The organism is Bacillus sp. JJ1562, assembly GCF_036962705.1.
In the GTDB taxonomy this organism is placed as follows: Bacteria; Bacillota; Bacilli; order Bacillales; family Bacillaceae_L; genus Ferdinandcohnia.
Genome location: NZ_JBALOQ010000004.1, coordinates 14,176 through 40,634, shown reverse-complemented (window position 1 = coordinate 40,634; position 26,459 = coordinate 14,176). Strand labels below are relative to the sequence as shown.

Sequence of the window (26,459 nt, the reverse complement as noted above, 5' to 3'; positions counted from 1 at the left end):
TTCTGCTTTAGAGGTTTGTTCTTCTTTTTTATCTAATATTTTTGTTCTTTGCTCTAGAAATCCCTTTTTATATGGAGAATATAGGTAAAATTATCTTAATATTCAATTTCATAAAGGGGATGGGAGAAATGAATAGTAAACTAGATCGCATTAAGGATACCCGTCTACATGACCGTGTTGTAACACCGGAAGAAGCAGCAGAATGGATCGGGGACGGAATGACGTTAGGTCTTAGTGGCTTTACACGTGCGGGTGATGTGAAAGCGGTTCCATTTGCGCTTGTAAAACGCGCTGAGAACGAACCTTTAAAAGTAAATGTATATACTGGAGCATCATTAGGCTCTGATGTTGATAAATTATTTGCAGAAGCAGGAATTTTAGGTAAGCGTTTACCATTCCAAGCTGATCCAACAATGAGAAAGGGAATTAATGAAGGGGACTTCTTATTTGTAGACCAACACTTATCACATACATCAGAATTAATTCGCTCGAATGTAATGGATGTCGATGTTGCAATATTAGAAGCGATTGCGATTAAAGAGGATGGTTTAATCATACCGACCACTTCAATTGGGAATTCTTTAACGTTTGCTCAGCATGCAAAATCAATCATTGTTGAAATCAACCTCGCCCAAACAGCAGAGCTTGAGGGAGTTCACGATTTATATGCACCTGGAAAGCAGGGAGAAAGAGAGCCAATTCCTTTAACAAAAGCAGATGACAGAATTGGCCTACCTGGAATTAAAGTAGATGTTGAAAAAATCAAGGGAATCGTGTTTACAGACCAAACAGATTCTCCATCAACAATCGTATCACCTGATGAAGAAACCGAAATCATGGCACAGCATCTACTAACATTTTTACGTAAAGAAGTTGAAGCTGGCCGTTTATCTAAGAAGCTTGCACCATTACAATCGGGTATCGGCTCTGTAGCTAACGCAGTTCTTCACGGTATGCTTGATTCTGAGTTTACAGATTTAGAGGTTTACTCTGAGGTACTACAGGATGCGGTATTTGACTTAATCGACGCAGGAAAAGTAAACTTTGCTTCTTGTTGTTCAATCACTCTATCAGAAGAAAAAATGAAAAAAGTGTTTACGAACTTTGACCAGTATCGTGATCGTTTGATCATGAGACCACAAGAGATTTCAAATCACCCTGAAATCATTCGTCGTCTCGGACTTATTTCAATTAACACAGCATTAGAGTTAGATATATATGGGAACGTAAATTCAACGCATGTGTCAGGTACAAAAATGATGAATGGAATTGGTGGATCCGGAGACTTTGCTCGAAACGCACGCCTTGCGATTTTCGTTACAAAATCCATTGCAAAAGGTGGAAACATTTCAAGTATCGTTCCATTCGTATCCCATGTGGATCACACAGAGCATGATGTGGATGTCATCGTAACAGAGCAAGGATATGCAGATCTACGAGGACTTGCACCAAGAGAACGTGTAGAATTACTAATCGAGAATTGCGCACATCCAATGTACAAACAGCAGCTTCGTGACTACTACCAAGAAGCACTAACAAGAGGCGGCCAAACACCGCATGTATTAGAAAAAGCATTCTCTTGGCATACAAACTTCGTCCAAACAGGAACAATGCTACAAAAAGAATTAGTAGAAGCATAAAAATAATAGCCGTATAAAGAAGAAATTCTTTATGCGGCGTTTTTGGGTTCGGGGTAAAAATATGTTGATTCGGACACTGGGCATACTTTTCGTCATAGTCGAGTCCAAATGAGAACTTGATTTTGACATGAATCAAACTCGGTTCTTTTTCCTTTCATTGAAGAGGATTTGGAACGTTTTCCACGCATTAATTCCCCTTCATTGACGAGATGAAGAGGATTTGGAATAGATTCCGCGCATCATTTCTCCTTCATTGACGCGATGAAGAGGATTTGGAATAGATTCCGCGCATCATTTCTTCTTCATTTACACGATGAAGAGGATTTGGAATGGTTTCCACACATCAATTCTCCTTCATTGACGCGATGAAGAGGATTTGGAAAGTTTTCCACGTATCAATTCCCCTTCATTGACACGATGAAGAGGGTTTGGAACCGTTTCTACGCATCATTTCCACTTCATTAACATAATGAAGAGGATTTGGAGCAGTTTCCTCGCACCTTAAGTCGAGTTTAAGTAATCCCATGATTCGGACCAGGTCCTAAACTTTATAAACCTTCTTTGTCCCAATAATCTAGGTAAAAAGTAATATGTCCCATCATTTGGAATCATGATACGATGAACAAAAGTGTAAATAGAGAAGAGGGGTAAAATGCAGCAAATCAAGGCATTTGTTGGTTGCTTTTTCATCGCGGTATCTGCTTTTTTGTATGCTACAAAACACATCACAGCAGCAATCGTATCATCCAATATCAATCGCCCGGAAGTAAATTACTATGAAGGTGCCTACAAGATCGTCGGATTCGGCATCAACTTTTGGATCTTCTCATCCTTACTTGTCGGAATTGTTATCTTAGTAAGCCTACTCACACAAGAAATCGTATTCCCATTCAAAAAGAAACAAACAATCGAAGAAAATCCCCACCAATGAATGGATGGGGATCTTGTTAATAAAATGGTATTAAAATGGCTTCAAAATCATTAACGTAATGACAATCAAAAAGATTGTATTCTCGATATGCTCAACTCTAAAAAGAGCCTTCGCCAAAGGATAGTATTCTTCAGGAATGTCATCACCTTGATGTGATTCTAATAATGCTTTTACAGGCTTTGATTTAGGTTTAAGAGCAAATGGTCCCATCGCTAACGAAACAAGAAAAAGCAGCAAGCTTGTAACATACCAGCCCATTTTAAATAAATACGGATTAATCGCTCCCATTAAAAGGCCGGTCACTAGCAGAAGGATACCACCAATCATGACAAATAAATGAAGTCTTTGTCTGATTGCGTACGAATGCCGTAGCTCTGTCATCGTATCTGCTGACTTCCCTACTGTTGTTAAAATAAAGCCAGGTCCCAAGCCAAGGATGGCTGAAAAAATATGTATGAAAACAAGTACTTGATAAACAAAATCCACTTGATGGAAACCCCCATTCACAACATACTCTACTATTATGATAGCACTATAATAAAAAAAATAAGTGATGTACCTCACAATTACTTCTTCATTATCTTACTATTTTGTGACATTAGTTTTCCAGTGAGAAATTAGTGATATAATAGTAAAAGGGATTTAGAATGTTATTGAAAGGGGGCAATTTTGTGAAAAGGATCACGAAATTTTTATATATTGTCTTAGGTTTCCTTTTCTTAGGGCTTGGAGTCGTAGGAATTGTGCTGCCGATCATCCCAACTACGCCCCTATTACTGCTTGCTTCCTTCTTTTTTGTAAAAGGATCAGCCCGTTTTGATCGTTGGTTTAGAAGTACAAGTTTATATAAAAAGCATTTAGAAGGCTTCGTGAAGCGTCGTGAAATGACGCTAAGACAAAAGCTAACGATTCTACTAACCGCAGATGCGATGATAGCAGTCCCATTTATTATTTTAGACAGCATCGCCGTAAAACTACTTTTAGTCGTGGTAGTTATTTATAAATACTACTACTTCATCACAAAAATAAAGACCGTAGCACCAGAAACGCGAGCGATTAATGAGCAGGCACTTGTTGAAAAAACAAGCCATAAATAGACGAAAAAGCCCTTGTCATTCTCATTCATGACAAGGGCTTTTATGTTATTCGTCTACTTTACTAAATTCATGGACCCATACTTTCATTTGAGGGAGCCAAGGCATTCCTGGATGGTAAGAAAGAATCGACTCTTTATATTCATCAACTGAATTGAAGCCTTCTCTTTTCGCATCTTCATCTGTAAGTTCGCCAAGGGACTGCTCATATACACGGTCAATTTTATATGATTGACCTTCAAGCGTCATAATTTCTCCAACATCGGCATATCTACCATTTCTGCGTGTCGCCGTTTTTTTACCTTCGAGAACCTTCTTTATGTCCGACTCCATTGTAATAAGACGGTCAATCGAACATGTTTTAGCTGGTAATTCATTATTTGATGTAGTCATTTACAAGCTCCTTTCTATATAAACAAATGTTCAAACATTTACTATACACTTTAACAGGGATTAACACTCAACTCAACTCAGGCTGTCTTTCGGTCAAAATACCTTCTCAAGCCTTCCCCTAAAATCGTAAAAGTAAACATCGTAAAAGAGATTGCAATACATGTCCAAAATGGGATCCAAATCGAACTGACCATATCTTTTCTCGCTTGCCCGAGCAATGTTGGCCAATTTAGACTTGTGTTAATCATTTCCCCAACTCCATAATTTGTTTGAACAAACACTTGAGAAAGGAATACGCCAAAAATGCCAAGCTGTGCAATTAGGAGACAGGTTCTTCCGATATCAATAAAGAAATTGACCATAATTGCTGGATATGTATTCGGTAAAATATTGCCTAAAGCAAGACGGAGTGGGGAGATTCCAACTGTGATTCCGGCCTCAATATAGGGCTTCCTCACAATTCTTTGGGTTTCCTCACGAATGATATGACTTACTTTTCCAACCTCAATTAATGCTAAAAGTAAAATCGACCACCATAATCGATTTTCGTTCATAACAAGTGCTGGGATGGCCAACAAAAGCAATGCAGAAAAAATTATTGGAATACTAGAAAAGACATTATTCCAGGTTGTAACAATCCAGGAAAACGGATTGTTTTTTCTTGTAGCGAGTAATCCAAGCGGTATCGCAACAGAATAGCGGAGGACGACAATCCCTAAAATGACTTTCAGTGTGTCCTTTGCGCCGACAATTAAAACACTCAACAAGTCTCTTCCTTCATGGTCTGATCCAAAAGGAGGCTGCTGCCCAGGGGTAAATGGTGCTTTAAGTAAATCCTTCCCACCATCGATGAAACGAATTCTACCCTCTTCAATACCTTCTTTTACATATGGTAAATGTGGCCCTACAAACGTTAAAAGAACTAGGATACCTAGCATAATTAGGCCAATGATTAAAAACCAATTTCGATTCAACCTACAGACACCCCCTTATTTTGGATCTAATCTCAGTTTGATGACTTGACTAATAATATGAGCCACCATTACTAGCATTAGAAAGCTTATACAAATCCCAATGATTAACCCCCGTTCATCGGCCCCGCCACCTGGGGGGATAAAATTTGTATATCCAATTGCTGAAAACAATCGATAAGCAGCTCCCTGGTAACCTAGTAAATATTCGACAACCAATAAATTTGATAGGACAAACACCATAATCGATTGTAGATGGCTTGAAACCGTGATAAAGCATGATCTCATCATGTGGTTGAGTAGGACTTTGTTTTTTGTAAACCCTTTAGCGAATGCTACCTGAATATATGGTTCGCGATCCTGAGTGAGCAGGGAAACCGAGGTAATCCTCGCGACATACAGCATCGGCGCAATCGATACAAGAATACTAGGAGCGATAAACTTCCACCAGGCTTCAGTGCCCATGATGCTAAAATCAGGAACATATAGTAGTAGAAAGTAGCTTAAACAGATGATAATAAAAAAGTCAGGTACTCCTGAGAAGAACCAGGTAGCGCCGCTTCCAAAAATGCTCTTTTTCGTATTCGTAAACCGGTAATCAAGTATCCCCTTTAATACCCCGAACACAATGCTAAAAATATATCCGATCAAGATAATCTTGAGACTTCTTGGAAAGAATTTTGCGATTTCATCTTCTGCTGATAAAGTGGCAAACTTGGTGCCTCCAAGACTTTTATTCTCATATGCATTCTTTAAAAAAGTAACAACATTTGTAGCATATTCTTTCAAATTAAAATGATAGGAATACTCAACTGTCATCGCCCTACCTTCAAAATCAATACTAGGTTCGCGAGGGAAAAGAACAAATAAAATCACACACAAGAACACACACAAATAGATGGCTAAGATCTTTCCAAACTCCTTCACAACCCCCACAAAAACACCTTCCTTCCCGAAAATACCCACTATTCTAAATATATTCGAAATTTTATTCCCTGTCATCACCCGATTCTTGTCGAATGGTTTGGTTCTATTGTTCTATTTAGGTTTCATAAAATGTAAGGAGTAATGCACATATAGTTGGGAATTGTCAATTCAATGTTTCTTTTAGCCTATCAATGTGCTAATATAGTAAAAAATGAATTGTTCAAATTTTATAAAAATAGAAAGGGGTTACATATGTGAGGAAATTAACTGTTTTTTCAATCCTTCTTGTTTTTCTATTCTTAGCAGCCTGTGGAACTAGCGATACGAGCGGGACAGGCGACGGAAAAGAGGGAGAAGCAGGCAAAAAGACACTTAAGGTCATGACAGATGCAGCATATGCACCATTCGAATTCACGGAGGGTGACAAAATCGTTGGATTTGAAATTGATGTCATTAATGCTGTAGCTGAGGAAGCAGGCTACGAACTGGATATTAAACATACTGGTTGGGATCCAATTTTCGTTGAATTAAACAAAGGATCTTATGATTTGGCGATTTCATCTATTTCGATTACGGAGGACCGTCTGAAGGAATATCTATTCACCATTCCATTCTTTCTATCTATTAACAAAATTATGATGCCAGAAGACAGCAATATTCAAACTGCAGATGACTTAAAAGGGAAAAAAGTAGCGGTTCAAGCTTCCACAACGGGACATTTTGCGGTTGAGAAGGTGCTTGGCGAAAAGCATCCAGATATTAAAGCGTTTGAAAATAACAACCTAGCAATCCTTGAACTTGTGAGCGGTGGTGCGGAAGCAGTTGTAGCGGATAACGGTGTTATTGAATACTATGCAGCGCAAAATCCAGACAAAAAGCTTAAGGTTGTTGGAGACAAAGATACGTTTGACGCAGAGTTCTATGGAATGATGTTCCCTAAAGGCAGCGAAGACTTAATAGCCGACTTTGATACGGCGATTGAAGCCATTATTGAAAGTGGAAAATACACAGAAATTTATAAAGAATGGTTTGGTGCGGAGCCAGATTTAGAAGCACTTAAAGCAGAACAAGAGGCTTCAAAATAAGAAAAGCAAAATTGCGTAACGACAACAACGTGTTACGCAATTTTTGCCTTTTACTTATTCAGTTGGGGTTTGAACCACAACTGAATAAACTAAAGCCTCTGGCGGAGACATGCGATTTTCAAAGGAAATTTTTCGTTCGTAGGATTAAAGACTAAGAACGCCACGTCCTAATGTCTTCGTCTTTGTGACCCACCTCGTGTGGGCCTAAAAAATCTGGGCGCAAGTACGCCAATGCGCATTTGATTAATAAAACAGGGGGACACAGCATGAATTTTAATTTTGAGATTGTCATTGACTATCTTCCTTTTTTTTGGCAGGGGACATTACTTACCATTGGATTATCAATAGCTGGTATTCTACTTGGGACAATCCTAGGTTTATTCATTGGTCTAGGAAAAATGATTCGAAACAAATGGTTAGCGTTTCCATTTGTATGCTACATTACCTTCTTTCGAGGAACGCCATTACTTGTCCAAATCTTCCTAGTTCACTTTGGGGTCGTTCCGCTGTTTCTAGGAACTACAAATGGTATTGTAGCTGGTGTGATCGCACTTACCTTAAATGCAGCGGCATACATTGCTGAGATTTTTAGAGCGGGTATCCAGTCCCTAGACCGGGGACAAATGGAAGCTGCACGCTCTTTGGGTATGACACATATACAAGCCATGAGATACATCATTATCCCACAGGCCTTCAAACGGATGATTCCTCCATTAGGAAACGAATTCGTTATTTTAATAAAAGACTCATCCCTTTTATCAATAGTAGCCACTCCGGAATTAATGCATTGGGGTCGGATGATGATGGGGCAGTATGCCAGAGTATGGGAGCCATATCTAACAGCTGCCTTCATCTATTTAATTCTTACACTTACCTTAACTCTCCTACTTAACTATCTAGAAAAGAGGTTGAAAACGGAATGATTAAAGTAGACAATATTAAGAAATCGTTTGGGAAAAATATGGTCCTCAAAGGGATCTCAGTCGATATCAAACCCCAGGAGGTTGTTGTGGTAATTGGACCTTCAGGCTCAGGAAAATCAACATTTTTACGCTGCATCAATTTATTAGAGACGATTAATGAAGGGCATGTTTATATTAAAGGAATCGATATTACTGATAAAAAGACAAATATTAACCAAATCAGAACAGATGTAGGAATGGTTTTTCAGCAGTTCAATCTTTTCCCACACAAAACCGTGATGGAAAACATTATGCTTTCTCCCTTAAAGGTTAAAAAGTTTTCCAAAGAAAAAGCGTATAATAAAGGGATGGAGCTTTTGAAAAAGGTAGGACTTGCTGAAAAAGCGGATGCCTATCCGGATTCATTGTCAGGCGGTCAAAAACAGCGGGTGGCGATTGCAAGAGCACTCGCGATGGAACCGAAAATTATGCTGTTTGATGAACCAACCTCTGCACTTGACCCTGAAATGGTTGGAGAGGTTTTAGAGGTTATGAAGCAGTTGGCGCGAGAGGGGATGACCATGGTTGTCGTGACTCATGAAATGGGCTTTGCTCGTGAAGTTGGTGACCGTGTTCTATTTATGGACGACGGCTATATCGTTGAGGAAAACAAGCCAAAAGAACTGTTCGAAAACCCTCAGCATGATCGTACAAAAGCATTTTTAAGTAAAGTACTTTAACCTGGCACGAGGTGTGTCAGGTTAACTTTAAACAGCAGAAATCCATATTTTTGCTGTTTAAAGTTAAAGCCTCCGGCGGATGCCACGATTTTTCAAAGGAAATTTTTCGAGTCATAGGTTCAAAGACTAAGAACGCCACATCCTGTGGCAACGTCTATGTGACCCACCTCGTGTGAGCCTAAAAAAATCGGGCGCAAATACGCCAAGGCGCATTTGATAAAATGGAGGCTGAAAAATGGACATGATTGAAAAAGCTATAATAGTTGCAAGCAGAGCACATGACGGACAATATCGAAAGCTAACCAAAATTCCATATATCACACATCCACTTAGTGTCGGTCTGATTTTAATGAAGATAAATTCACGTAAGGAGCTTGTGGCTGCTGGAATCTTACATGATACAGTGGAGGATACTGAGCTTTCGATAGAAGATATTAAGGACGGCTTTGGTGATGAAGTAGCAGCGCTCGTGAACGGTTGTTCAGAGCCTGATAAATCTCTTCCGTGGGAAGCAAGAAAAGAGCATACCATATCATTCCTACGAACGGCATCAGAGGACACACGTACAGTCGTATGTGCTGATAAACTACATAATATCCGGTCGATTATCCATGATTACGAGGACCAGGGTGAGGAAGTATGGCGTAGATTCAGCCGCGGCAAAGAAAAACAAGAGTGGTATTACCGAAGCGTGATCGAAAGCCTAGGTCATGCCACAACCATTCCATTATTGGAGGAGCTTAAAAAGGAAGTTGATAGATTGTTTCGTTAGAAAGGAAAAAGGAGCCGTTAAGCTCCTTTTACGAATTGTTATAAGTAAGATTGATCATCGGTACGCCTAAAAAGCGCTTAATACCTAAAGCGCAGGCACCCATTTGAACAGCTTTCTTTCCAAAGGTTGAGACCGATAATTGGCGATAATGATTAATAGAAGAAGTTAGATGATCTTCTATTTTTTTTATGGTGTCCGGGTAAAGGCGAAGGATTTCACCGTCGAGAACGACTGTATCCGGGTTATACATATTAATCATGTTATTTAAACCAATTGAAAGGTAGTAAATAAATTGCTCAAGTCGTTCACTTATGAGCTGGTCGCCTTCCTCTACAAGTTTTTGCAAATCATCATATGTAAAAGATGGAAGGTCTTTCTCAGCTTTTAGATTTTCAAGGAAAACAGATTCTGATGCATATTGCTCCCAGCAGCCTTCATTGCCACATGGACAAGGTCTACCATGCGGAACGACAATCATATGTCCGATTTCTCCTGCGAAGCCATCATTCCCCCTGAAAAAATGATTATCAACAATCATTCCTAGTCCAATTCCAGAATAAATCGTGCTACATAGAAGGCTATTCGTTTCATGATGGTGAAAGACTCTCTCAGCAAAAGCAGACATATTCGCGTTATTTTCAATTTGAATATTGAGCCTGCACGCTTTTTCAAGATCGCCCTTCAAATCGACGGACCGCCATAGGAAGCGGGGCACGAAATGAATTTTTTCATCCTTCCCAACAAGTCCGTGAATGGCAATCACGACTCCGATAATGCCATAACGGTTATCGTTGAATTCTTTATCAAATAAATTAATTTGTTCAATTAAAATTTGCAGAATGTAGTCATAGTCTAGACTTTTACAATCAACTGTTTTTTCGGAAACTGGTTTCCCGAGCAGGTCTGATATGGTAAAAGAGATTTGTCCGTAGTCCACATCTATGCCAAGCGCATAGCCTGCATTCGCGTTTAATGAAAGCATAATAGGCTTTCTCCCAACACTATTATGCTCAAGCTGAGTTTCGATGATTAAGTCTTCATCTAATAAATCGGCAACCTGAGCAGAGACCGTTGCTCTTGTAAGTGCAGTAGCTTTGGAAATGTCAGCCCTTGAAATCATACCTTCTTCTACTATTTTTTCTAAAATCAGCGAGCGATTTATTTTTTTTATATATGCTGCATCTCCGGTAATCATATAAATCCCCCATTTGCTAGTAATTACAATTATTCCCCATTTTTAAAAAGAAGATTTCATCCTTAAGTTACACATAATTATAAGCAATATATGCATTAGTTTTTTGACGACGCTTTCAAAAAAATCAAAAAATAATTGTCTAGAATTAGATAATTGACGAATAAAGATAAGGGTGGTACATTATTAATGATATAATTTGTTTAGTGAACGAATTAATTATACATCTTATTTTTAAGATTGAAAAGATTGGATTTTTTAGGTAGTGTAAAACAATATAGACTTACTATTTTAATAGTTTAGGAGTGTGGCAAAAAATGAAAACGGCTTTAAATGATAAAGAACTTGATTTGTTAGCAATTAACACAATTCGAACACTTTCTATTGATGCTATAGAAAAAGCAAATTCTGGACACCCAGGTATGCCAATGGGTGCTGCTCCAATGGCTTACACACTATGGGCAAAAGAAATGAATCACAACCCTGCTAATCCAAACTGGTTCAACCGCGATCGCTTTGTTTTATCAGCTGGACATGGTTCCATGCTTTTATATAGCTTATTACATTTATTTGGTTATGATGTAACAATGGAAGACTTGAAAGGTTTCCGCCAATGGGGAAGCAGAACTCCAGGACATCCTGAGTTTGGACATACTCCTGGTGTTGAAGCAACTACAGGTCCACTAGGTCAAGGTATTGCTATGTCTGTTGGAATGGCAATGGCTGAAAGACATCTTGCTGAAACATACAACAAAGATAAATACGAATTAGTTAACCACTTCACTTATGCAATTTGTGGAGATGGAGACTTAATGGAAGGTGTTTCTGCAGAAGCAGCTTCACTTGCTGGTCATTTAAAATTAGGTCGTCTTATCGTGATGTACGATTCAAACGACATCTCACTAGATGGTGATTTAAACCTTTCTTTCTCTGAAAGTGTTGAAGATCGTTTTAAAGCATACGGATGGCAAGTAATCCGTGTTGAAGACGGAAATGATATGGATGAAATTCAAAATGCTTTAAAAGAAGCAAAAGCAGATTTAAACCGTCCAACTTTAATTGAAATTAAAACAACAATCGGTTTCGGTTCTCCAAATAAAGGAGGAAAATCTGCATCACACGGTGCTCCACTAGGTAAAGATGAAACTTCATTAACAAAAGCAGCTTACGGCTGGACTAATGAAGAGCCATTCTTCGTTCCAGAAGAAGTAAGAGAGCACTACAGTCAATTTGTAGAAGCTGGCAAGCAAAAAGAAAGTGTATGGAATGAAGTATTTGCAGAATATAAAAAAGAATACCCTGAATTAGCGAAGCAATTTGAAATGGCATTAAATGGCGAGCTACCTGAAAACTGGGAAGCTTCACTTCCAAGCTTCGAAGCTGGAACTTCAATTGCAACTCGTGATGCATCAGGTAAATCATTAAATGCTGCTGCTACTGCAATCCCACAGTTAATCGGTGGTTCAGCAGACTTAGCAGGATCAAATAAAACGCTAATCACTTCTGAAAAGAACTTTGCGATCGACAGCTTTGCTGCACGTAACATCTGGTTCGGTGTAAGAGAATTTGCAATGGGTGCTGCAATCAACGGTATGGCACTTCATGGCGGAGTAAAAGTATTCGGAGCAACATTCTTCGTATTCTCTGATTACCTACGTCCAGCTATTCGTCTTGCAGCTTTAATGAAGCTACCTGTAACATATGTATTTACACATGATTCTATTGCAGTGGGTGAAGACGGCCCAACACATGAGCCTGTTGAGCAATTAGCCGCATTACGTGCAATGCCAGGTCTTTCTATTCTACGTCCAGCTGAAGCAAAAGAAACTGCTGCAGCATGGCGCTTAGCAATCGAAAGCACTGACACACCAACTGCTCTTGTACTAACTCGTCAAGGCCTACCAACTTTAGATCTTGATCAAGAAGCAGTATATGAAGGTGTTAAAAAAGGTGCTTACGTTGTTTCTGAAGCAAAAGGAGAAGTTGCGGGACTATTACTTGCAACAGGTTCTGAAGTTTCATTAGCAATTGCAGCACAACAAGAGCTTGAAAAAGAAGGCATCTTCGTATCAGTAGTAAGTATGCCAAGCTGGGATCGCTTCGAGAAGCAATCTGCTGAGTACAAAGAAAGTGTTCTTCCAAAAGCTGTGAAGGCTCGTCTTGGAATCGAAATGGCATCTCCACTAGGTTGGAAGGAATTTGTTGGCGACCAAGGTAAAGTCCTTGCTGTAAACACATTCGGAGCATCTGCACCAGCAGACAAACTTCTAGCTGAATATGGCTTTACAGTAGAGAACGTTGTTAAGAACTTTAAAGAAGTTCTTTAATATAGTAGTTTTTACTAACTGCATTTGGCCCGCCTACGCGAATAGGCGAGCCAAATGTGCTAAAAATATCTGTGATAAATAAAGTTACTGGAGGGAAAAAGAAATGAAATTTTTTATCGATACAGCTAACCTAGATGATATTAAAAAAGCGTATAAAATGGGTGTACTATCAGGTGTTACAACGAACCCATCACTTGTTGTAAAAGAAGGCGTTAAATTCGAAGACCGAATCGCTGAAATCCTTCAATCTGTACCAGAAGTAGAAAGCGTATCTGCAGAAGTATCTCCAAGCGCTGAAACTGCTGAAGACATGATCGCAGAAGCAGAAGAGCTTCTAAAAATCAACGGTGGCGACAAAAACATCACAATCAAAGTTCCAATGACTGTGGCTGGATTAGAAGCTACTCGTTACCTATCTAAAAAAGGCGTTAAAACTAACGTTACTTTAATCTTCACAGTGAACCAAGCTCTATTAGCAGCTCGCGCTGGTGCAACATATGTATCTCCATTCTTAGGTCGTCTTGACGACATTTCTGAAGATGGTGTACTTCTTGTTCAAAAAATCGCTGAGCTATTCCGTGTTCACAATCTGGATGCACAAATCATCGCTGCATCTGTAAGACACCCAGACCACGTTACTCGTGTAGCGCTAGCTGGAGCTCATATTTCAACTATTCCATACTCTGTAATTGAGCAGCTTACTAAGCACCCACTTACAGACCAAGGCTTAGAAAAATTCGCAGCTGACTGGGTAAAAGCAGTAAAATAATAGGATTTTTTAGATATGAAAACCCCCGATTCACACAGGTGCGAATCGGGGGTTTTTTGCTGTTTGATGGTTGGGAATGGTGTGATGAAGTCTCGAGTGCGGCTTGGGCCCGCGCGGAAAGTCCTTCATCGATGTGATGAAGTCTCGAACGAAGCTGGAACCCGCGCGGAAGGTTCTTCATCGGTGGTATGAAGTCCCGAACGCGGCCAGGGTCCTCGCGGAAAGTCCTTCATCGATGTGATGAAGTCTCGAACGTAGCCAGAAACCACGCGGAAAGTCCTTCATCGGTGTGATGAAGTCCCGGGCGTAGCTGGAGATCAGGCGGAAAGTCCTTCATCGTTATGATGAAGTCCCGAACGAAGCAGGAGTCCTCGCGGAAAGTCCTTCATCGGTGTGATGAAGTCCCGAACGCAGCTTGGGCCTGCGCGGAAAGTCCTTCATGGGTGCAATGAAGTCCCGAACGCAGCTTGAGCCTGCGCGGAAAGTCCTTCATCGATGTGATGAAGTCTCGAACGCAGCTTGGGCCCGCGCGGAAAGTCCTTCATCCATTTGGATGAAGGAATATCAATTCAAGAAGTATCATTTAGTTTAGTACCTAATTATTTATTTCAAAGTAAGCCCACTGGTGAATCCCTTCAATTTTAAAATTTCTCGCCAGTATTTGCCGAATCCATTTTTTTGTAGGGACTACCTGACACCACTCATAAATAATATTGGTCGTAATCTTTTGGTCTGGGAATAGTATCATGAATTCCCTAACGGCTCTTATTACAGCATCTGAAACCAATTCTTTGTGCCCGCACTTTTCACATTTACATTTCCTACCCTCAATTACAACGGAAAATGAATCGCACATTGCACAAGAAATTCCTTTTCGTAAACCTTCGTAACGATAACTAGGAACCTTAGTATATGGAGATTTGGTGATATGTAAAGATACTAGCAGATCAGCAACCCTTTTTTGTTTTTCATTTATCTTTGATGGGGTTGCATCCAATGTCCTCATGTAATTATTGATTTGGGACGGAAATAGGGTTTGTAAATTTAGGGGTGCTTGGTAAAGAGTGAAAGTAGGATTGATAAAAACAACAGAACCGTCGATCGGGAGGTAACATCCGTGGGTGCGAAGTAATTGACTTAATAAAGATTCACTTCGACTCAATTGGAGTAATGGATTACTAATTTCATGTTTAGGTTTCTTAAATAATTTATTCGACTCATAATAGTAGTCACCTTCAAAATTTTTTACCTCATAAAAGTGAAGTTTCCCATCGATAAAAATAGAGGTATCTATTTGGAAGGTTGTGTTATTCACTTCCAGTAATAAATCATTTAAAATTAAGCAGTCACACTGAAGTTTTGCTGTTAAAGAATCGAATAATAGTTCTCCTTCGAACCCTTTTTTCAGATTAGTATAGTACTGCTTGTCCTTGCTTGATAACTCTGTTCGCTTGTTTAAAAACTCAAAAATAATTAATTCATCAGACTTCGTACGCTGTTTAAAAATCATAGGCCACATCCTTTTCTAGTATTTAAGTTCATTATATTTTAAAATTCAATAGATTCAAATAAAATCATTACAATCAATGGTTGAAATCAATCATATCGAGGCAATATAATATGAGAATTTATCTCAGTGGATGGTGTTATAGATGTTAAAAGCCTATTCTTGGCTCACGTTTTGTGTAGTGGTATGGGGCAGTAATTTTGTATTTGGGAAAATTTTAGTTTTGAATTTTTCCCCAACCATGCTAACCATGTTAAGACTTTTGTTTATAGTACTTTTATTAATTGGATTATCCTCATTCAAAAAGCACCACAAACCACTTAATAAATATGACCTAGTAGCAGTTTTTATACTAGGGGTAGTTGGTGTTTTCATAAATCAGTGGTCATTTTTTAAAGGATTGCAAACAGCCGATCCAACGACATCTGCACTCATTTTAGCTATGACTCCGATTTTAACAAGTATTTTAGCGGCTATTTTTTTAAAAGAAAAATTGAATATTCGTATGTTAATCGGGTCTATTGTAGCTATTATAGGGATTTACTTTGTGGTAACAAAAGGAACGTTTACATCCATTCAAATTGATGAAGGACTATCATGGATCGTTTTAACAATGATCACATTTGCAATTATGATTATAATGACAAGGCAACTATCGAATCGAATAGATCCACTTACTTTTACGTTATATTCAAACATAGTGGGTCTTATTGTGGCGATCCCATTCGCATTTTTACTAGACTCTCCAATTCGCATAAGCTCTACTTTTTCTGATTGGGCATTGTTAATCATAACTGCCATTGTTGTGCATGGTATTGCGAATCTAATCTGGAATAACTATATTCGATATGTTGATGCCTCGAAGGCTTCCGTATTATCTAATTTGGAACCGTTTGTAGCGATGATAGTGGGATTACTCATATTATCTAAACCAATAACTGGTGCGGAAATAGTGGGCTCACTATTTATTGTAGGGGGTGTCATATTATCTACTTATCAGAGGAAATTTCAAAATGAAGGGGTATCTTCCAGAAATAGGGGATAGAACAACAATAAAAAAATCTCTGACTATCTTGAGGTGTAGAACTTAAGTTAATTGTTGTCTAGTGTCTCGAACTATTATTGTTGGCCAAGTCCGAGAGAAACTTATAGCTTTGTTGTGTATCAAAGGATTAAAGCCTGGGAGAAACTGTATGACAGTCTTCTCTCAGGCTTTGTTTTTGGTAATTATTGTGTTTATGCACCATTTAGCCTAGTTAGAGACTACTCAGATGTTCATGGATTAACTGCCATTCGTTATCGTTTTTTTTTGTAAAGATATTTGTTGCTCTTCCACTTCCAGATACAAACTTTCCATTGTGATATCCTTGATAATGGTATGTATATACACAAGTTGCTGTGTTCAGGTCTGTAGTAATCCACTGCACATCTTTGGCTGTATAAATTTCCTCTTTAATTGTATTCCAAGTTGTTTCGAAGTGATTTTGAATTTCACTAATGGTAGTACAAGTTTTATTAGTAAACCAATAGATGGCATTTGGATGAAGAACTTTTCTAACATTGCTAAAATCATGTGAATTAGTGGCATCTATATATTGTTTTAAAGCTTCTTGATAATTCATTGGAATACTCCTTAATATTTATCCCTCATTAACGGGTAGTAAAACCCCCACCTCAAATTTGAAAAAGAAGAAGTTTAGGTGGGGGATAACTGCCCGTAAAACCCCGATTATATGAACAAAGACTTAGATCGCCACTTCCTGTGGCAACGTCTTTGTGACCCACATCATGTGGGCCTCAACTAACATCAGTGGGCAATAAGTAAAACCCCACTGATTGAGTTTCGCTTTATTATCATAAAGTAATTCGTTACCCTTGGTTTTATATGGGAGTGACAACTGGTAATAAAGTTTATTTCGGTACTTCTAATTTCAATGTGGTACCTTGGCCGGGTTCGGAGTGTAGCATAATGCTTCCACCGATGCCTCGGGCGCGTTCTTCCATACTAAACAAACCGACGCCGCTTCCTTTTTCATCGTTAGAAAAGCCTTGTCCATTGTCCATTACTTCTACGTCAACGCCAGACTCTCCTTCATGAATCTTAACAACTGCATCAGACACATTTGCGTACTTCGCGATATTTGTTAACGCCTCTTGGACAATGCGATAAATGGTTGTTTCCTTATGGATATCAAGGCGCGACTTTAATGTACATTCAAACTCAACATGAATTCCGTAATGCTGTGAGTAATTTTCGATGTACTTGCGAAGAGCCGGAACAACGCCAAGATCGTCCAAAACAGAAGGGCGGAGTTCCCAGGCAAGACCGCGAATATCCTCCATCACAAAAGAAACATCCTGTCGTAAGCGCCCAAGACGATCATCCGGTTTTTCACTAAGCAGTTGATCGAGTTGTATCAATAATGCAAACATACTTTGCCCAATTCCATCATGGAGCTCACGTGAAAAACGTTTTCGCTCTTCTTCCTGGATACTGATCACCCGCGTCATCATATTTTTTAATTCTTCCTGGGTTTCTTTTAAAGCAGTGACCTCGTGACGAACAGCTAAATATTGATAAGGACGTCCATTCTCAGATAATATCGGTACAATTGTCGTGTCGACCCAATAATAGGAATCATCTTTTGCTTTGTTTTTAATCTCACCCGTCCAGACATGTCCAGACCCAATTGTTCGCCACATTTCCTTCCAAAATTCCTTGTTATGGTGACCAGAATTAATGATTCGGTGGTCTTGTCCGATTAACTCTGCTTTTGAATACTTCGAGATTTCACAAAACTTATTATTAACGTATTGAATTTTTCCTTGACGATCAGTGATTGCCACGATCGAGGATTCATCCAGCGCAAATGTTAAATCTGCAAGATGCCGTAATGACTTTTCAACGTCTTCGCGAAAATTCGAATCCTCAATATGCTTTTCTAGCTCAGCAAGAAGTGTTACGACGCTTGGACCACCAATTTCTGATTGGTGTTTGAGTCGATCAATTTTATTCAAATTGTAGCAATCCTTTCTTCATTGCATATTTCACCAGTTCAGGTCGCGTTTTCAAACCGAGTTTTTCCATCAAATTGCTTTTATGAGATTCCACGGTTTTCACACTAATCACAAGATTTTCAGCGATCTCTTTATTGGAATATCCCTTTGCAATCCATTCAAGTACTTCCCTTTCACGTTCAGACAGCAAAGCAAAAGAATCTGCGTTATCCCCATTTTTGACACGATCTAAATAGCCACTCATTAACACCTTTGTTGCGGAAGGTGTTAAGTATGCACTGCCTGAAGAAACAGACTCGATCGCCCCAAGCAAATCCTCGTGTGGAGCATTTTTTAAAATGTAACCTGAAGCTCCGGCTTGAATCGCTCTAAATAGGTATTCCTCATCATCATGCATCGTTAAAATCAAAATTGCTATATTTGGCATAAGCTCATGCAGCTCTTGTGTAGCGGTCAACCCATCTTTTCCGTGGGGCATGCTTAAATCCATGAGCACCACATCAGGGTTTAATTCCTTAGCCATTTTTATTGCCTCGTCACCTTCAGATGCTTCTCCGATGACCTCTATATTATTTTTACCGTTCAACAGCATCATCAGTCCTGAACGGACAACGGCATGGTCGTCAACAATCAGTAGTTTAACCACAATAATCCTCCCCATATCCACAATATTCTTATTATAACACGTTCGCGAAACGTTTTTGAGTTCAAGAAATTGTTACAAATAAGGGATTTTTCTTTCAAAGATAGGGAGGTTCCCTGATATGTTTTAAATCACAGTTCTTCTACAATTAATGTAAGTTAATCGATTGAGGAGGAGTTCATATGCAGGCAAGAGCTGCTGCCGTTCAAAAGAAGCAGTCACCGGCTTATAACAATGCATTTGCTTCAAAGTTTGCCAAGTCTATGTTTTTATCTGTGCTAGGGCTGGCCATTTTATCATTTATCGGAACAAGAATGTTTACACATGTCGATTTAAATCTTTATGGCTATATGGTTGGAACCATTGTTTTTATTGGAGGTTTCTTTTATCGCTTCATTGCGTGGGGAGAGAGACCACCAACAAAGATCATTATTAAAAAAGGCTTAAAACTATTATTTCGAAAATCAACACCGAAAACATCAGTTGAGCATTTGGGTACATACAATTTCATCTGGAATAGGGGAATTTACCGATGGACCCAACATATTTTAATTGGCTGGGGCTGCATCCTCGCCTGTATGGTTACATTTCCGCTAGTCTTCGGTTGGATGTACTTCACAATGGATGACAGCGGCTATTACAACATTATCGCGATGGGGATGCAAATCATGACGGTACCAGCAGATGGTATCATTGCAAACCTTTCCTATAATGCGTTAAATATTACAGCTGTGATGGTAATCACCGGGGTTTGTATGGCGCTTTACCGTCGAGTGAAAAACTTTCAAGCTAAAGCGGAACAAAAATTTATATATGACTTGTTGCCACTTTATTTGCTTTTGCTCGTTAGCATTACCGGTTTACTTTTAACCTTCATGAACATTTTCTTGCATGGAGCAGGTCAACCTGTGATGTCATTGATTCACCAATGGTCAGTGATTATCACATTGATATATTTACCATTTGGAAAACTCGCTCATATTCCGTTCCGTCCAATGAGTGTATTGGCGAGAAACTATCGTGAGCATTATGCAGAAAAAGAAACGAAGCAATGTAAGGTTTGTGGAAATGGCTTTGTTTCCGTTGAACAATCTAAAGATGTCATCGATGTACTCGATGTAAACGATATTCATTTTAAAACAAGTGAAGGCCATCATTTAGCAGAAATGTGTCTTCCATGTCGTAGAAAATACCGGATTGCACAATTTTCCGGCTTCCCAACCCATGAGGTAAAAGTCAAGGAGGCAAATCAGAATGCAAAAGGTTAATTATAGGAACGAGAGAGATCAATTTTTTAAAGAAATTGAAAACCTAAATCATCCGAATGAAAAATTAATTAAAACACACTGTAGCTACTGTGCGATGCAGTGTGGGATGAACTTAAGGGTAAATACAAAAACAAACAAGATCATTGGAGTTGAGCCTCGATATGATTGGCCGGTAACATTAGGAAAGATGTGCCCGAAAGGAGTTACTGCTTACCAGCAGGTAAACAATAATGATCGATTGCTAAAACCATTAATTCGTGATGATCAATCGCTTAAAGGTACGAAAAACGGCTTCAGGGAAGCAAGCTGGGATGAGGCTTACGATCTAATCGTGAAGAAATTCACAGAGCTTCAAGAGAATTATGGAAAAGATTCACTCTCAGTGTATAGCGGGGTTTCAATGACAAATGAAAAGTGTTATTTAACCGGGAAATTTGCTCGTGTCGGACTACAAACACGCTACATTGATTACAATGGCCGATTCTGTATGGCTAGTGCAGCAGGTGGCTTAAATCGCTCATTGGGTATAGATAGAGGTTCAACAATACCCTGGACGGATATCCATGAAACCGATTGTATTTTTCTTGCTGGGAGTAATACTGCTGAATGCCATCCGACGATGATGTTTCGCGTTTGGGCGATTCAAGAACGGGGCGGTTATGTGATTGTTGCTGATCCAAGAGAAACACCTGTTGCTAGAAGAGCGGATCTCCATCTTGATTTAAAAGCTGGTACTGACCTTGCACTTGCGAATGGGATTTTAAATTTACTAATCCAGAATGGCTATACGGATGAAGAATTTATTAAAAATCATACAAATGGCTTTGAAGAAACAAAGGAACTAGTAAAAGAGTTCACACCAGAGTATACGAGTGCGATCACAGGTGTGGCACCTGAGAAAATTATTCGGGCGGCAGAATTGTACGGAAAAGCTCCAAATGCCATTGTCATGTTTGCCCGAGGAATCGAGCAACAAATTAAAGGGGTAGATAATGTTTCCGCCTATACGAATATGGCACTTGTAACAGGGAAAATTGGTCGTGCGAAATCAGGTGTTGCGACAATTACTGGGCAAGGAAATGGTCAAGGTGGCCGAGAACATGGGCAAAAAGCCGATGCGTTACCTGGATATCGGAAAATTGCTAATCCAGATCACGTGAAATATGTTTCAAAGGTGTGGGGGATTAAACCGGAAGAAATGCCAAAAGAAGGTGTATCCGCTTTTGAAATGTTTGGTTTAATGGAGCAAAAGACGATTCGTGCTTTATATCTATTATGTTCAAATCCCGCCGTTTCTGCTCCAGATCAAAATTATGTTCGTGAGCAGTTGAAAAACTTAGACTTCATGGTCTGTGTTGACTTTTATCTTTCTGAATCCGCTGAATTTGCTGATGTTGTGCTTCCTACAACAACTTGGGCAGAGGATGAAGGGACAACAACGAATGTTGAAGGGCGGATTATAAAGATTAATCGTGCACAAATGCCTCTAGGGGAATCGAAGCCAGATTGGGAGATTCAAGTAGAAATTGCTAAGCGAATGGGGCGAGGTAAATATTTCTCTCATTTAAAAACTGCTAAAGATATCTTTAATGAGCTGCGTGTCGCCTCAAAAGGCGGAACGGCTGATTACTACGGAGTAACATGGGAAAAGATAGACAAGCAAGACGGTGTGTTCTGGCCATGTAAAGATGAAGATGATCCCGGAACACCACGTTTATTTTTGGATAAGAAGTTCAATCATCCGGATGGAAAGGCAAAAATATTCGCCTTACCATACAGACCATCTGCAGAAGAACCTGATGAAGAGTACCCATTACGCTTAACAAACGGTAGGGTCGTCTATCATTATTTATCAGGGAATCAAACGAGGAGAATTCAATTCCTACATGATATGTGTCCAGAACCATATGTAGAAATTCATCCGGAGACAGCTGCAAAATACAATATTGAACACGATGAATCTGTCCGTCTCTATACTCGTAGAGGAGAAGCAACGTATAAAGTGAAAATTACAGAGGCCATTCGGAAGGACACAGTGTTTGTTCCTTACCACTGGGGTCATGAAAAATCTATTAATCTATTGACAATTGGTGCTCTTGATCCAATTTCAAGAATGCCAGAATTTAAAGTGTGTGCCGCACAGATTGAAAAATTAGTTGTAAAGAAGGTGCAGTAAATGCAAAAGAGGCTTTACTTAGAACTTGAAAACTGTATCGGTTGCCGCTCTTGTCTTGCGGCTTGTACACAATGTGGAGGGCATGAAGAGCGTAACAGAAACTATGTGTACGACGTCAACCCACTTGTGAATAGGCAGACTATGCCCCTTATGTGCCTTCACTGTGTAAACCCAGCATGTGCAAGAAGCTGTCCGGCACAAGCGATTCAAATTCATGAGTCAGGTGCAGTGCTATCTGCGCTTGTTGAAAAATGTATTGGCTGTCAAAACTGTACGATTGCTTGTCCATATGGAATTCCAAAATTCGATGAAGAGCAAAACTTAATGTACAAATGTGACCTCTGTATCGATCGCTCAAAGGATGGTATTCCACCAATGTGCGCAAGTGTTTGCCCATCTAACACCATTCAATGGCTGACAGATGAAGAAATTGAAAATAAGAAGAAGCGATATAATCTCGACAACGGAAAATGGGTTACAAGCATGCCGCTTGAAGGCGAAACAAACGTAAAAATTAATTTACCTGGTATTTTACAGGGCATTGAGAAGTTATTTTAGTAACATCCGCTAAGGAGTGATGGGAATGCCGTCTGAAAAAAATAATAACATCCCTTTTAATGAGGATAATTACACACATAATATTAACCGCAATAATGAACGAAGCCTTGACCGCCGTGGCTTCATGAAGACATTGGTTGGAGCAGCTGGTGTATTTGCGATTTCGTCTTTACCATGGGGTGCAGTGGCCGCAAAGGAATTGATGGGGCTTGGTGAAAAAGAATACGCCCATAAAAAAATTATCGATGTAAGTAAGTTGGCTGTGGGGGATTCAACGAATTTTACTTTCCCGGGTGAACATGATGATGCGATTTTAATTAGATTAGCCGAAAACAAATATGTCGCCTATCAAAATGCATGCACACATCTTCGCTGCCCTGTTTTTTGGGTGAAGGAAGAAGGGCAAATGGTTTGTCCTTGCCACCACGGGTTCTTTGATGCGGAAACAGGTGCCCCCACTGCAGGTCCTCCTCGACGTCCATTGCCAGAAATCCAGGTAAAGGTTGAGAACGGTGCAGTTTATGCGGTAAGGGTGAAGCGTTATGAAGCGTAGTTACCTAGGTGTCTTTATCCTATCTGCTATCTTGTTTTTGAATATCATTTTTACACAAAAAATGGTTCACCAATATTTTTATGAAAACTATGTAAATACGCTCATATTTTGCGGCCTAAACATTTTGTTGTTTCCGGTCGCATGGATTGTCTATAAAAAGTTGAAAAAGGCGTGACATACATGAATAGCGAAACCTATCTTGATTTTTGTTTTATAAGAGAGGAAACCGGAAATTTTACTGATGAAATCAATGAACTCTTAACAAAGCTTTTTAAGGGAATACGATTGAATTGGTATTTGGAAGAAAAGACGGAAGTAGGCATTGAAATTGTCATTGCTGAGGTGAAGGGCATGAGCAGATGGAAGTCAGAGGATGATGCGACCGAGTATATCGAAACGCATGCTGACGAAGCTTTTTGGTCCTATCTTCAAGGCTATAAAATGTTCATCTATCCTGTAAAGAAAGGGTGCAGCAGCTGTGGAGTTAACTGAAATTAAAAGCTTAGAACCGTTTATTCAGGGAGATGTGGAAGTGTCGATACTGGATGAAGATGGGGAAGATAAAGCCCCATGTGTGAAAAAAGAGATCATTAAGACGGAGCTTTGTCCAGATGGAACCCACCTACGCATATATTTTGATTATCATCAGTTTTTTGCTGTACCCTTAACAGCAGAGATTGCCATAAGCGATGATGTTTGGTCAGCCTTTGACCAGCAAACGGGTTTAACCTATGTCGTAAAAAAAGGAGTGGTCTAAGTGGTTAGAAAAATCCAGCTTCCCTTACAAACGTTAAACCTTATCGCTGGTTTTATGATCTGGGTGCTAATTTCCTCTCTTTTACCGTTTATGAAAGAGGATATTGCAATCCCAGCAAACCAATTAGCATTGGTCACTGCCATACCCGTTATCCTTGGCTCAATTTTAAGGATTCCACTTGGATATTACGCAAACCAATTTGGTGCAAGAAAAATATTTTTACTAAGTTTTATATTATTATTGTTTCCTGTTTACTATATTAGTATAGCAAATTCAGTGACAGACCTCTTAGTTGGAGGACTCTTCCTTGGGATCGGGGGAGCGGTTTTCTCAGTCGGGGTAACATCACTACCAAAATATTATCCAAAAGAAAAACACGGATTTGTCAACGGAATCTATGGTGCTGGGAACCTTGGAACAGCGATTTCTACGTTTGCAGCACCTGTGATCGCAACAAAAATTGGCTGGTCTTCAACTGTACAACTATATTTAATTGTTCTTGCGATCTTTATTTTGGCAAACTTTTTATTAGGAGATAAAAAGGAAGTGAAGGTTCAAACCCCATTGATGGAACAAATCAAGGGTGTCTATAAAAATGAAAAACTATGGCTTCTAAGCTTATTCTATTTTCTTACATTTGGGTCTTTCGTGGCTTTTACAGTTTATTTACCAAACTTTTTAGTCGAGAATTTCAGTCTAGATAAGATAGATGCTGGTTTAAGAACGGCAGGCTTTATCGTGCTTGCGACTGTGATGCGACCAGTTGGTGGGTGGCTAGCAGACCGATTCCATTCTCTAAAACTATTAATGTTTGTGTTTGGGTGCTATACCGTGTCTGCGATGATTCTATCCTTTGCTCCATCGATTGGCTGGTACACAATCGGTTGCCTAACGATTGCTTTCTGTGCGGGGCTTGGAAATGGCGTTATTTTTAAATTAGTACCGATGTATTTTCAAAAGCAAGCCGGGATTGTGAATGGTATTGTATCTGCAATCGGTGGGCTAGGAGGATTTTTCCCGCCTATTCTGTTAGGAATTCTATACCATGTGACCGGACACTACGCAATTGGGTTTATGGCTTTATCACAGGTAGCATTAGCAAGCTTAATTCTAGTGGTATGGATGTATTTTCATGGAAGAATGGAGCTTGCAAAACAGGTCATTGACCATACAGCTGAAGGAATTATGGTAACGGATTTGCATGGAAAAATTATTTCTGTGAATCCGGCTTTTACAACTATTACAGGTTTTAACGAGGAAGAAATTATCGGAAAGACGCCAAACGTCCTCAAATCCGGTAAACAATCAAAGGAATTTTATGGGGAGCTCTGGAGAAAAATAGTGACAGAAGGCTTCTGGCAAGGGCAAATCTGGAACAAACGTAAGGACGGGTCAAACTACTTACAATGGCTAACAATTAGTGCGATTAAAAATGAGTCTGGAGATATCGTGCAATACGCTGGTATGTTTAGCGATATGACAGGTAAACAAATAAAAGAGGGCTAAAAGAAAAAATGAATCCTAATCTAGGGATTCATTTTTTTAATGCTGCTAACTCATCTGCAACCTTTTTTAGGTGCTCCACTTGTTCTGGTGTGTATTTTATTTCAGAGCGCGAGCCGATCAGAAGGACTCCACCAACCTTGCCATTCATATGAATAGGGACTGCAACAGCTGAAACTAGGTTCTCGGCAAGCATAATTGGGTATTGAAGTCGAGTGCGCTGTCGATCTGGTGTATCAATGTCCAAAATCATTGTTGTACCAAAACGGACAACAGAGCCCGATAACCCTTTGCCAGGTCGAATCACCATATTCTTAAAACGATTATTTGTAAAACCATGTGCATACTCCCAGCGGATTGTCTGATTTCCTTGATCAACATGTGCAATCGCAGAGAAATCACTTGAGGTGTTCGTACACAAATCATGTAGTTTTTGTTCTATTTCTACTTGTATCGCTTCCATGAGTATCTCTCCTCGACCACTGATGGTGATCTCTTTATATAAATGAATAACGTATTTTTTATTCTTCCTATCTATTGTAAATCTTTTTAACGTGATTGTATGTCAGGGAATTCCCTTAACTTTATTGCTTAAAAGGATGATAATTAGACTTGTTTTAGGGGGATTTGCTAGGGAGTGTGCTTGTCTAGGGGAAAATCACTGGGGATTAAATAGGGGAATTTGGAAGGAAAGTTCAGGTATTCCCCCGATACCTTGTTTTCATTATTAGCC

The 26,459-nt window shown here is 39.4% G+C and carries 27 protein-coding genes; 17 read left to right on the top strand and 10 right to left on the bottom strand.

Going from position 1 to position 26,459, the window contains the following annotated elements:
• Positions 1-128 precede the first annotated feature (128 nt).
• Positions 129-1,640, top strand: a complete 1,512-nt coding sequence (locus V7097_RS02890; RefSeq protein WP_335702087.1) for an acetyl-CoA hydrolase/transferase family protein — start codon at positions 129-131, stop codon at positions 1,638-1,640.
• Positions 1,641-2,292: 652 nt separating this feature from the next.
• The gene (locus tag V7097_RS02885; protein WP_335702086.1) at positions 2,293-2,571 is read left to right on the top strand and encodes a hypothetical protein; all 279 of its coding nucleotides are present in this window, start codon (positions 2,293-2,295) and stop codon (positions 2,569-2,571) included.
• A gap of 30 nt (positions 2,572-2,601) precedes the next feature.
• Here V7097_RS02885 and V7097_RS02880 read toward each other — a convergent pair whose 3' ends face one another.
• Positions 2,602-3,057, bottom strand: coding sequence for a DUF2269 family protein (locus tag V7097_RS02880; RefSeq protein WP_335702085.1), 456 nt, complete (start codon positions 3,055-3,057; stop codon positions 2,602-2,604).
• Positions 3,058-3,242: 185 nt separating this feature from the next.
• On the opposite strand from V7097_RS02880, the gene V7097_RS02875 reads away from it, so the two are divergent.
• Positions 3,243-3,668, top strand: coding sequence for a YbaN family protein (locus tag V7097_RS02875; RefSeq protein ID WP_335702084.1), 426 nt, complete (start codon positions 3,243-3,245; stop codon positions 3,666-3,668).
• A gap of 45 nt (positions 3,669-3,713) precedes the next feature.
• On the opposite strand, the gene V7097_RS02870 is transcribed toward V7097_RS02875, so the two are convergent.
• From V7097_RS02870 to V7097_RS02860, 3 genes are all read right to left on the bottom strand, one after another.
• The gene (locus tag V7097_RS02870) at positions 3,714-4,058 is read right to left on the bottom strand and encodes an ASCH domain-containing protein (RefSeq protein WP_335702083.1); all 345 of its coding nucleotides are present in this window, start codon (positions 4,056-4,058) and stop codon (positions 3,714-3,716) included.
• Positions 4,059-4,135: 77 nt separating this feature from the next.
• The gene (locus V7097_RS02865) at positions 4,136-5,032 is read right to left on the bottom strand and encodes an ABC transporter permease (protein WP_335702082.1); all 897 of its coding nucleotides are present in this window, start codon (positions 5,030-5,032) and stop codon (positions 4,136-4,138) included.
• A 15-nt stretch (positions 5,033-5,047) separates the two neighbouring features.
• Entirely contained in the window at positions 5,048-5,965 is a 918-nt protein-coding gene (locus V7097_RS02860) for an ABC transporter permease subunit (protein ID WP_335702081.1), read from the bottom strand.
• A gap of 245 nt (positions 5,966-6,210) precedes the next feature.
• Here V7097_RS02860 and V7097_RS02855 point away from each other — a divergent pair, with 245 nt between their 5' ends.
• From V7097_RS02855 to V7097_RS02840, 4 genes are all read left to right on the top strand, one after another.
• Positions 6,211-7,041, top strand: coding sequence for a basic amino acid ABC transporter substrate-binding protein (locus V7097_RS02855; protein WP_335702080.1), 831 nt, complete (start codon positions 6,211-6,213; stop codon positions 7,039-7,041).
• Between the two features lie 266 nt (positions 7,042-7,307).
• Positions 7,308-7,964 (top strand): amino acid ABC transporter permease, encoded by a 657-nt coding sequence (locus V7097_RS02850; protein ID WP_335702079.1) that lies wholly within the window; start codon positions 7,308-7,310, stop codon positions 7,962-7,964.
• Positions 7,961-8,683 (top strand): amino acid ABC transporter ATP-binding protein, encoded by a 723-nt coding sequence (locus tag V7097_RS02845; RefSeq protein WP_335702078.1) that lies wholly within the window; start codon positions 7,961-7,963, stop codon positions 8,681-8,683. Before V7097_RS02850 ends, V7097_RS02845 begins: the two co-directional genes overlap by 4 nt.
• Before the next feature lie 235 nt (positions 8,684-8,918).
• Positions 8,919-9,455 (top strand): HD domain-containing protein, encoded by a 537-nt coding sequence (locus V7097_RS02840; RefSeq protein WP_335702077.1) that lies wholly within the window; start codon positions 8,919-8,921, stop codon positions 9,453-9,455.
• 28 nt (positions 9,456-9,483) lie between these two features.
• Here the strand turns inward: V7097_RS02840 and V7097_RS02835 are convergent, their stop codons facing one another.
• Positions 9,484-10,650, bottom strand: coding sequence for an ROK family protein (locus V7097_RS02835; protein ID WP_335702076.1), 1,167 nt, complete (start codon positions 10,648-10,650; stop codon positions 9,484-9,486).
• A 314-nt stretch (positions 10,651-10,964) separates the two neighbouring features.
• On the opposite strand from V7097_RS02835, the gene tkt reads away from it, so the two are divergent.
• Positions 10,965-12,974, top strand: a complete 2,010-nt coding sequence (gene tkt, locus V7097_RS02830; protein ID WP_335702075.1) for a transketolase — start codon at positions 10,965-10,967, stop codon at positions 12,972-12,974.
• A 103-nt stretch (positions 12,975-13,077) separates the two neighbouring features.
• Positions 13,078-13,743 (top strand): fructose-6-phosphate aldolase, encoded by a 666-nt coding sequence (gene fsa, locus V7097_RS02825; RefSeq protein ID WP_335702074.1) that lies wholly within the window; start codon positions 13,078-13,080, stop codon positions 13,741-13,743.
• Positions 13,744-14,338: 595 nt separating this feature from the next.
• Here fsa and V7097_RS02820 read toward each other — a convergent pair.
• Positions 14,339-15,253, bottom strand: a complete 915-nt coding sequence (locus V7097_RS02820) for a nuclease-related domain-containing protein (protein WP_335702073.1) — start codon at positions 15,251-15,253, stop codon at positions 14,339-14,341.
• Positions 15,254-15,395: 142 nt separating this feature from the next.
• Between V7097_RS02820 and V7097_RS02815 the strand changes: the two genes are divergently transcribed.
• Positions 15,396-16,295 (top strand): DMT family transporter, encoded by a 900-nt coding sequence (locus tag V7097_RS02815; RefSeq protein WP_335702072.1) that lies wholly within the window; start codon positions 15,396-15,398, stop codon positions 16,293-16,295.
• Between the two features lie 211 nt (positions 16,296-16,506).
• On the opposite strand, the gene V7097_RS02810 is transcribed toward V7097_RS02815, so the two are convergent.
• From V7097_RS02810 to V7097_RS02800, 3 genes are all read right to left on the bottom strand, one after another.
• A complete protein-coding gene (locus V7097_RS02810) occupies positions 16,507-16,872 on the bottom strand; it encodes a YybH family protein (RefSeq protein WP_335702071.1) in 366 nt (121 codons plus the stop codon).
• 289 nt (positions 16,873-17,161) lie between these two features.
• Positions 17,162-18,268 carry a PAS domain-containing sensor histidine kinase gene (locus tag V7097_RS02805; RefSeq protein WP_335702070.1) on the bottom strand — a complete coding sequence of 369 codons (1,107 nt, stop codon included), beginning with the start codon at positions 18,266-18,268 and terminating at the stop codon, positions 17,162-17,164.
• Positions 18,261-18,929, bottom strand: a complete 669-nt coding sequence (locus tag V7097_RS02800) for a response regulator (protein ID WP_438824186.1) — start codon at positions 18,927-18,929, stop codon at positions 18,261-18,263. Before V7097_RS02800 ends, V7097_RS02805 begins: the two co-directional genes overlap by 8 nt.
• Before the next feature lie 164 nt (positions 18,930-19,093).
• Between V7097_RS02800 and V7097_RS02795 the strand changes: the two genes are divergently transcribed.
• From V7097_RS02795 to V7097_RS02765, 7 genes are all read left to right on the top strand, one after another.
• Positions 19,094-20,179 (top strand): hypothetical protein, encoded by a 1,086-nt coding sequence (locus tag V7097_RS02795; protein WP_335702068.1) that lies wholly within the window; start codon positions 19,094-19,096, stop codon positions 20,177-20,179.
• Entirely contained in the window at positions 20,166-22,355 is a 2,190-nt protein-coding gene (locus tag V7097_RS02790) for a molybdopterin oxidoreductase family protein (protein ID WP_335702067.1), read from the top strand. Before V7097_RS02795 ends, V7097_RS02790 begins: the two co-directional genes overlap by 14 nt.
• Positions 22,356-22,913 (top strand): 4Fe-4S dicluster domain-containing protein, encoded by a 558-nt coding sequence (locus V7097_RS02785; protein WP_335368165.1) that lies wholly within the window; start codon positions 22,356-22,358, stop codon positions 22,911-22,913. It begins immediately after the preceding gene.
• A gap of 25 nt (positions 22,914-22,938) precedes the next feature.
• Complete coding sequence (locus tag V7097_RS02780; protein WP_335702066.1) at positions 22,939-23,466, top strand: ubiquinol-cytochrome c reductase iron-sulfur subunit; 528 nt, start codon at positions 22,939-22,941, stop codon at positions 23,464-23,466.
• Positions 23,467-23,646: 180 nt separating this feature from the next.
• On the top strand, positions 23,647-23,958 hold the full coding sequence (locus tag V7097_RS02775) for a hypothetical protein (RefSeq protein ID WP_335702065.1): 312 nt from the start codon (positions 23,647-23,649) through the stop codon (positions 23,956-23,958).
• A complete protein-coding gene (locus V7097_RS02770) occupies positions 23,945-24,223 on the top strand; it encodes a hypothetical protein (RefSeq protein ID WP_335702064.1) in 279 nt (92 codons plus the stop codon). Before V7097_RS02775 ends, V7097_RS02770 begins: the two co-directional genes overlap by 14 nt.
• Entirely contained in the window at positions 24,224-25,729 is a 1,506-nt protein-coding gene (locus V7097_RS02765; protein WP_335702063.1) for a nitrate/nitrite transporter, read from the top strand.
• A 28-nt stretch (positions 25,730-25,757) separates the two neighbouring features.
• On the opposite strand, the gene V7097_RS02760 is transcribed toward V7097_RS02765, so the two are convergent.
• Positions 25,758-26,189, bottom strand: a complete 432-nt coding sequence (locus V7097_RS02760) for a GAF domain-containing protein (protein WP_335702062.1) — start codon at positions 26,187-26,189, stop codon at positions 25,758-25,760.
• Positions 26,190-26,459: the final 270 nt, after the last annotated feature.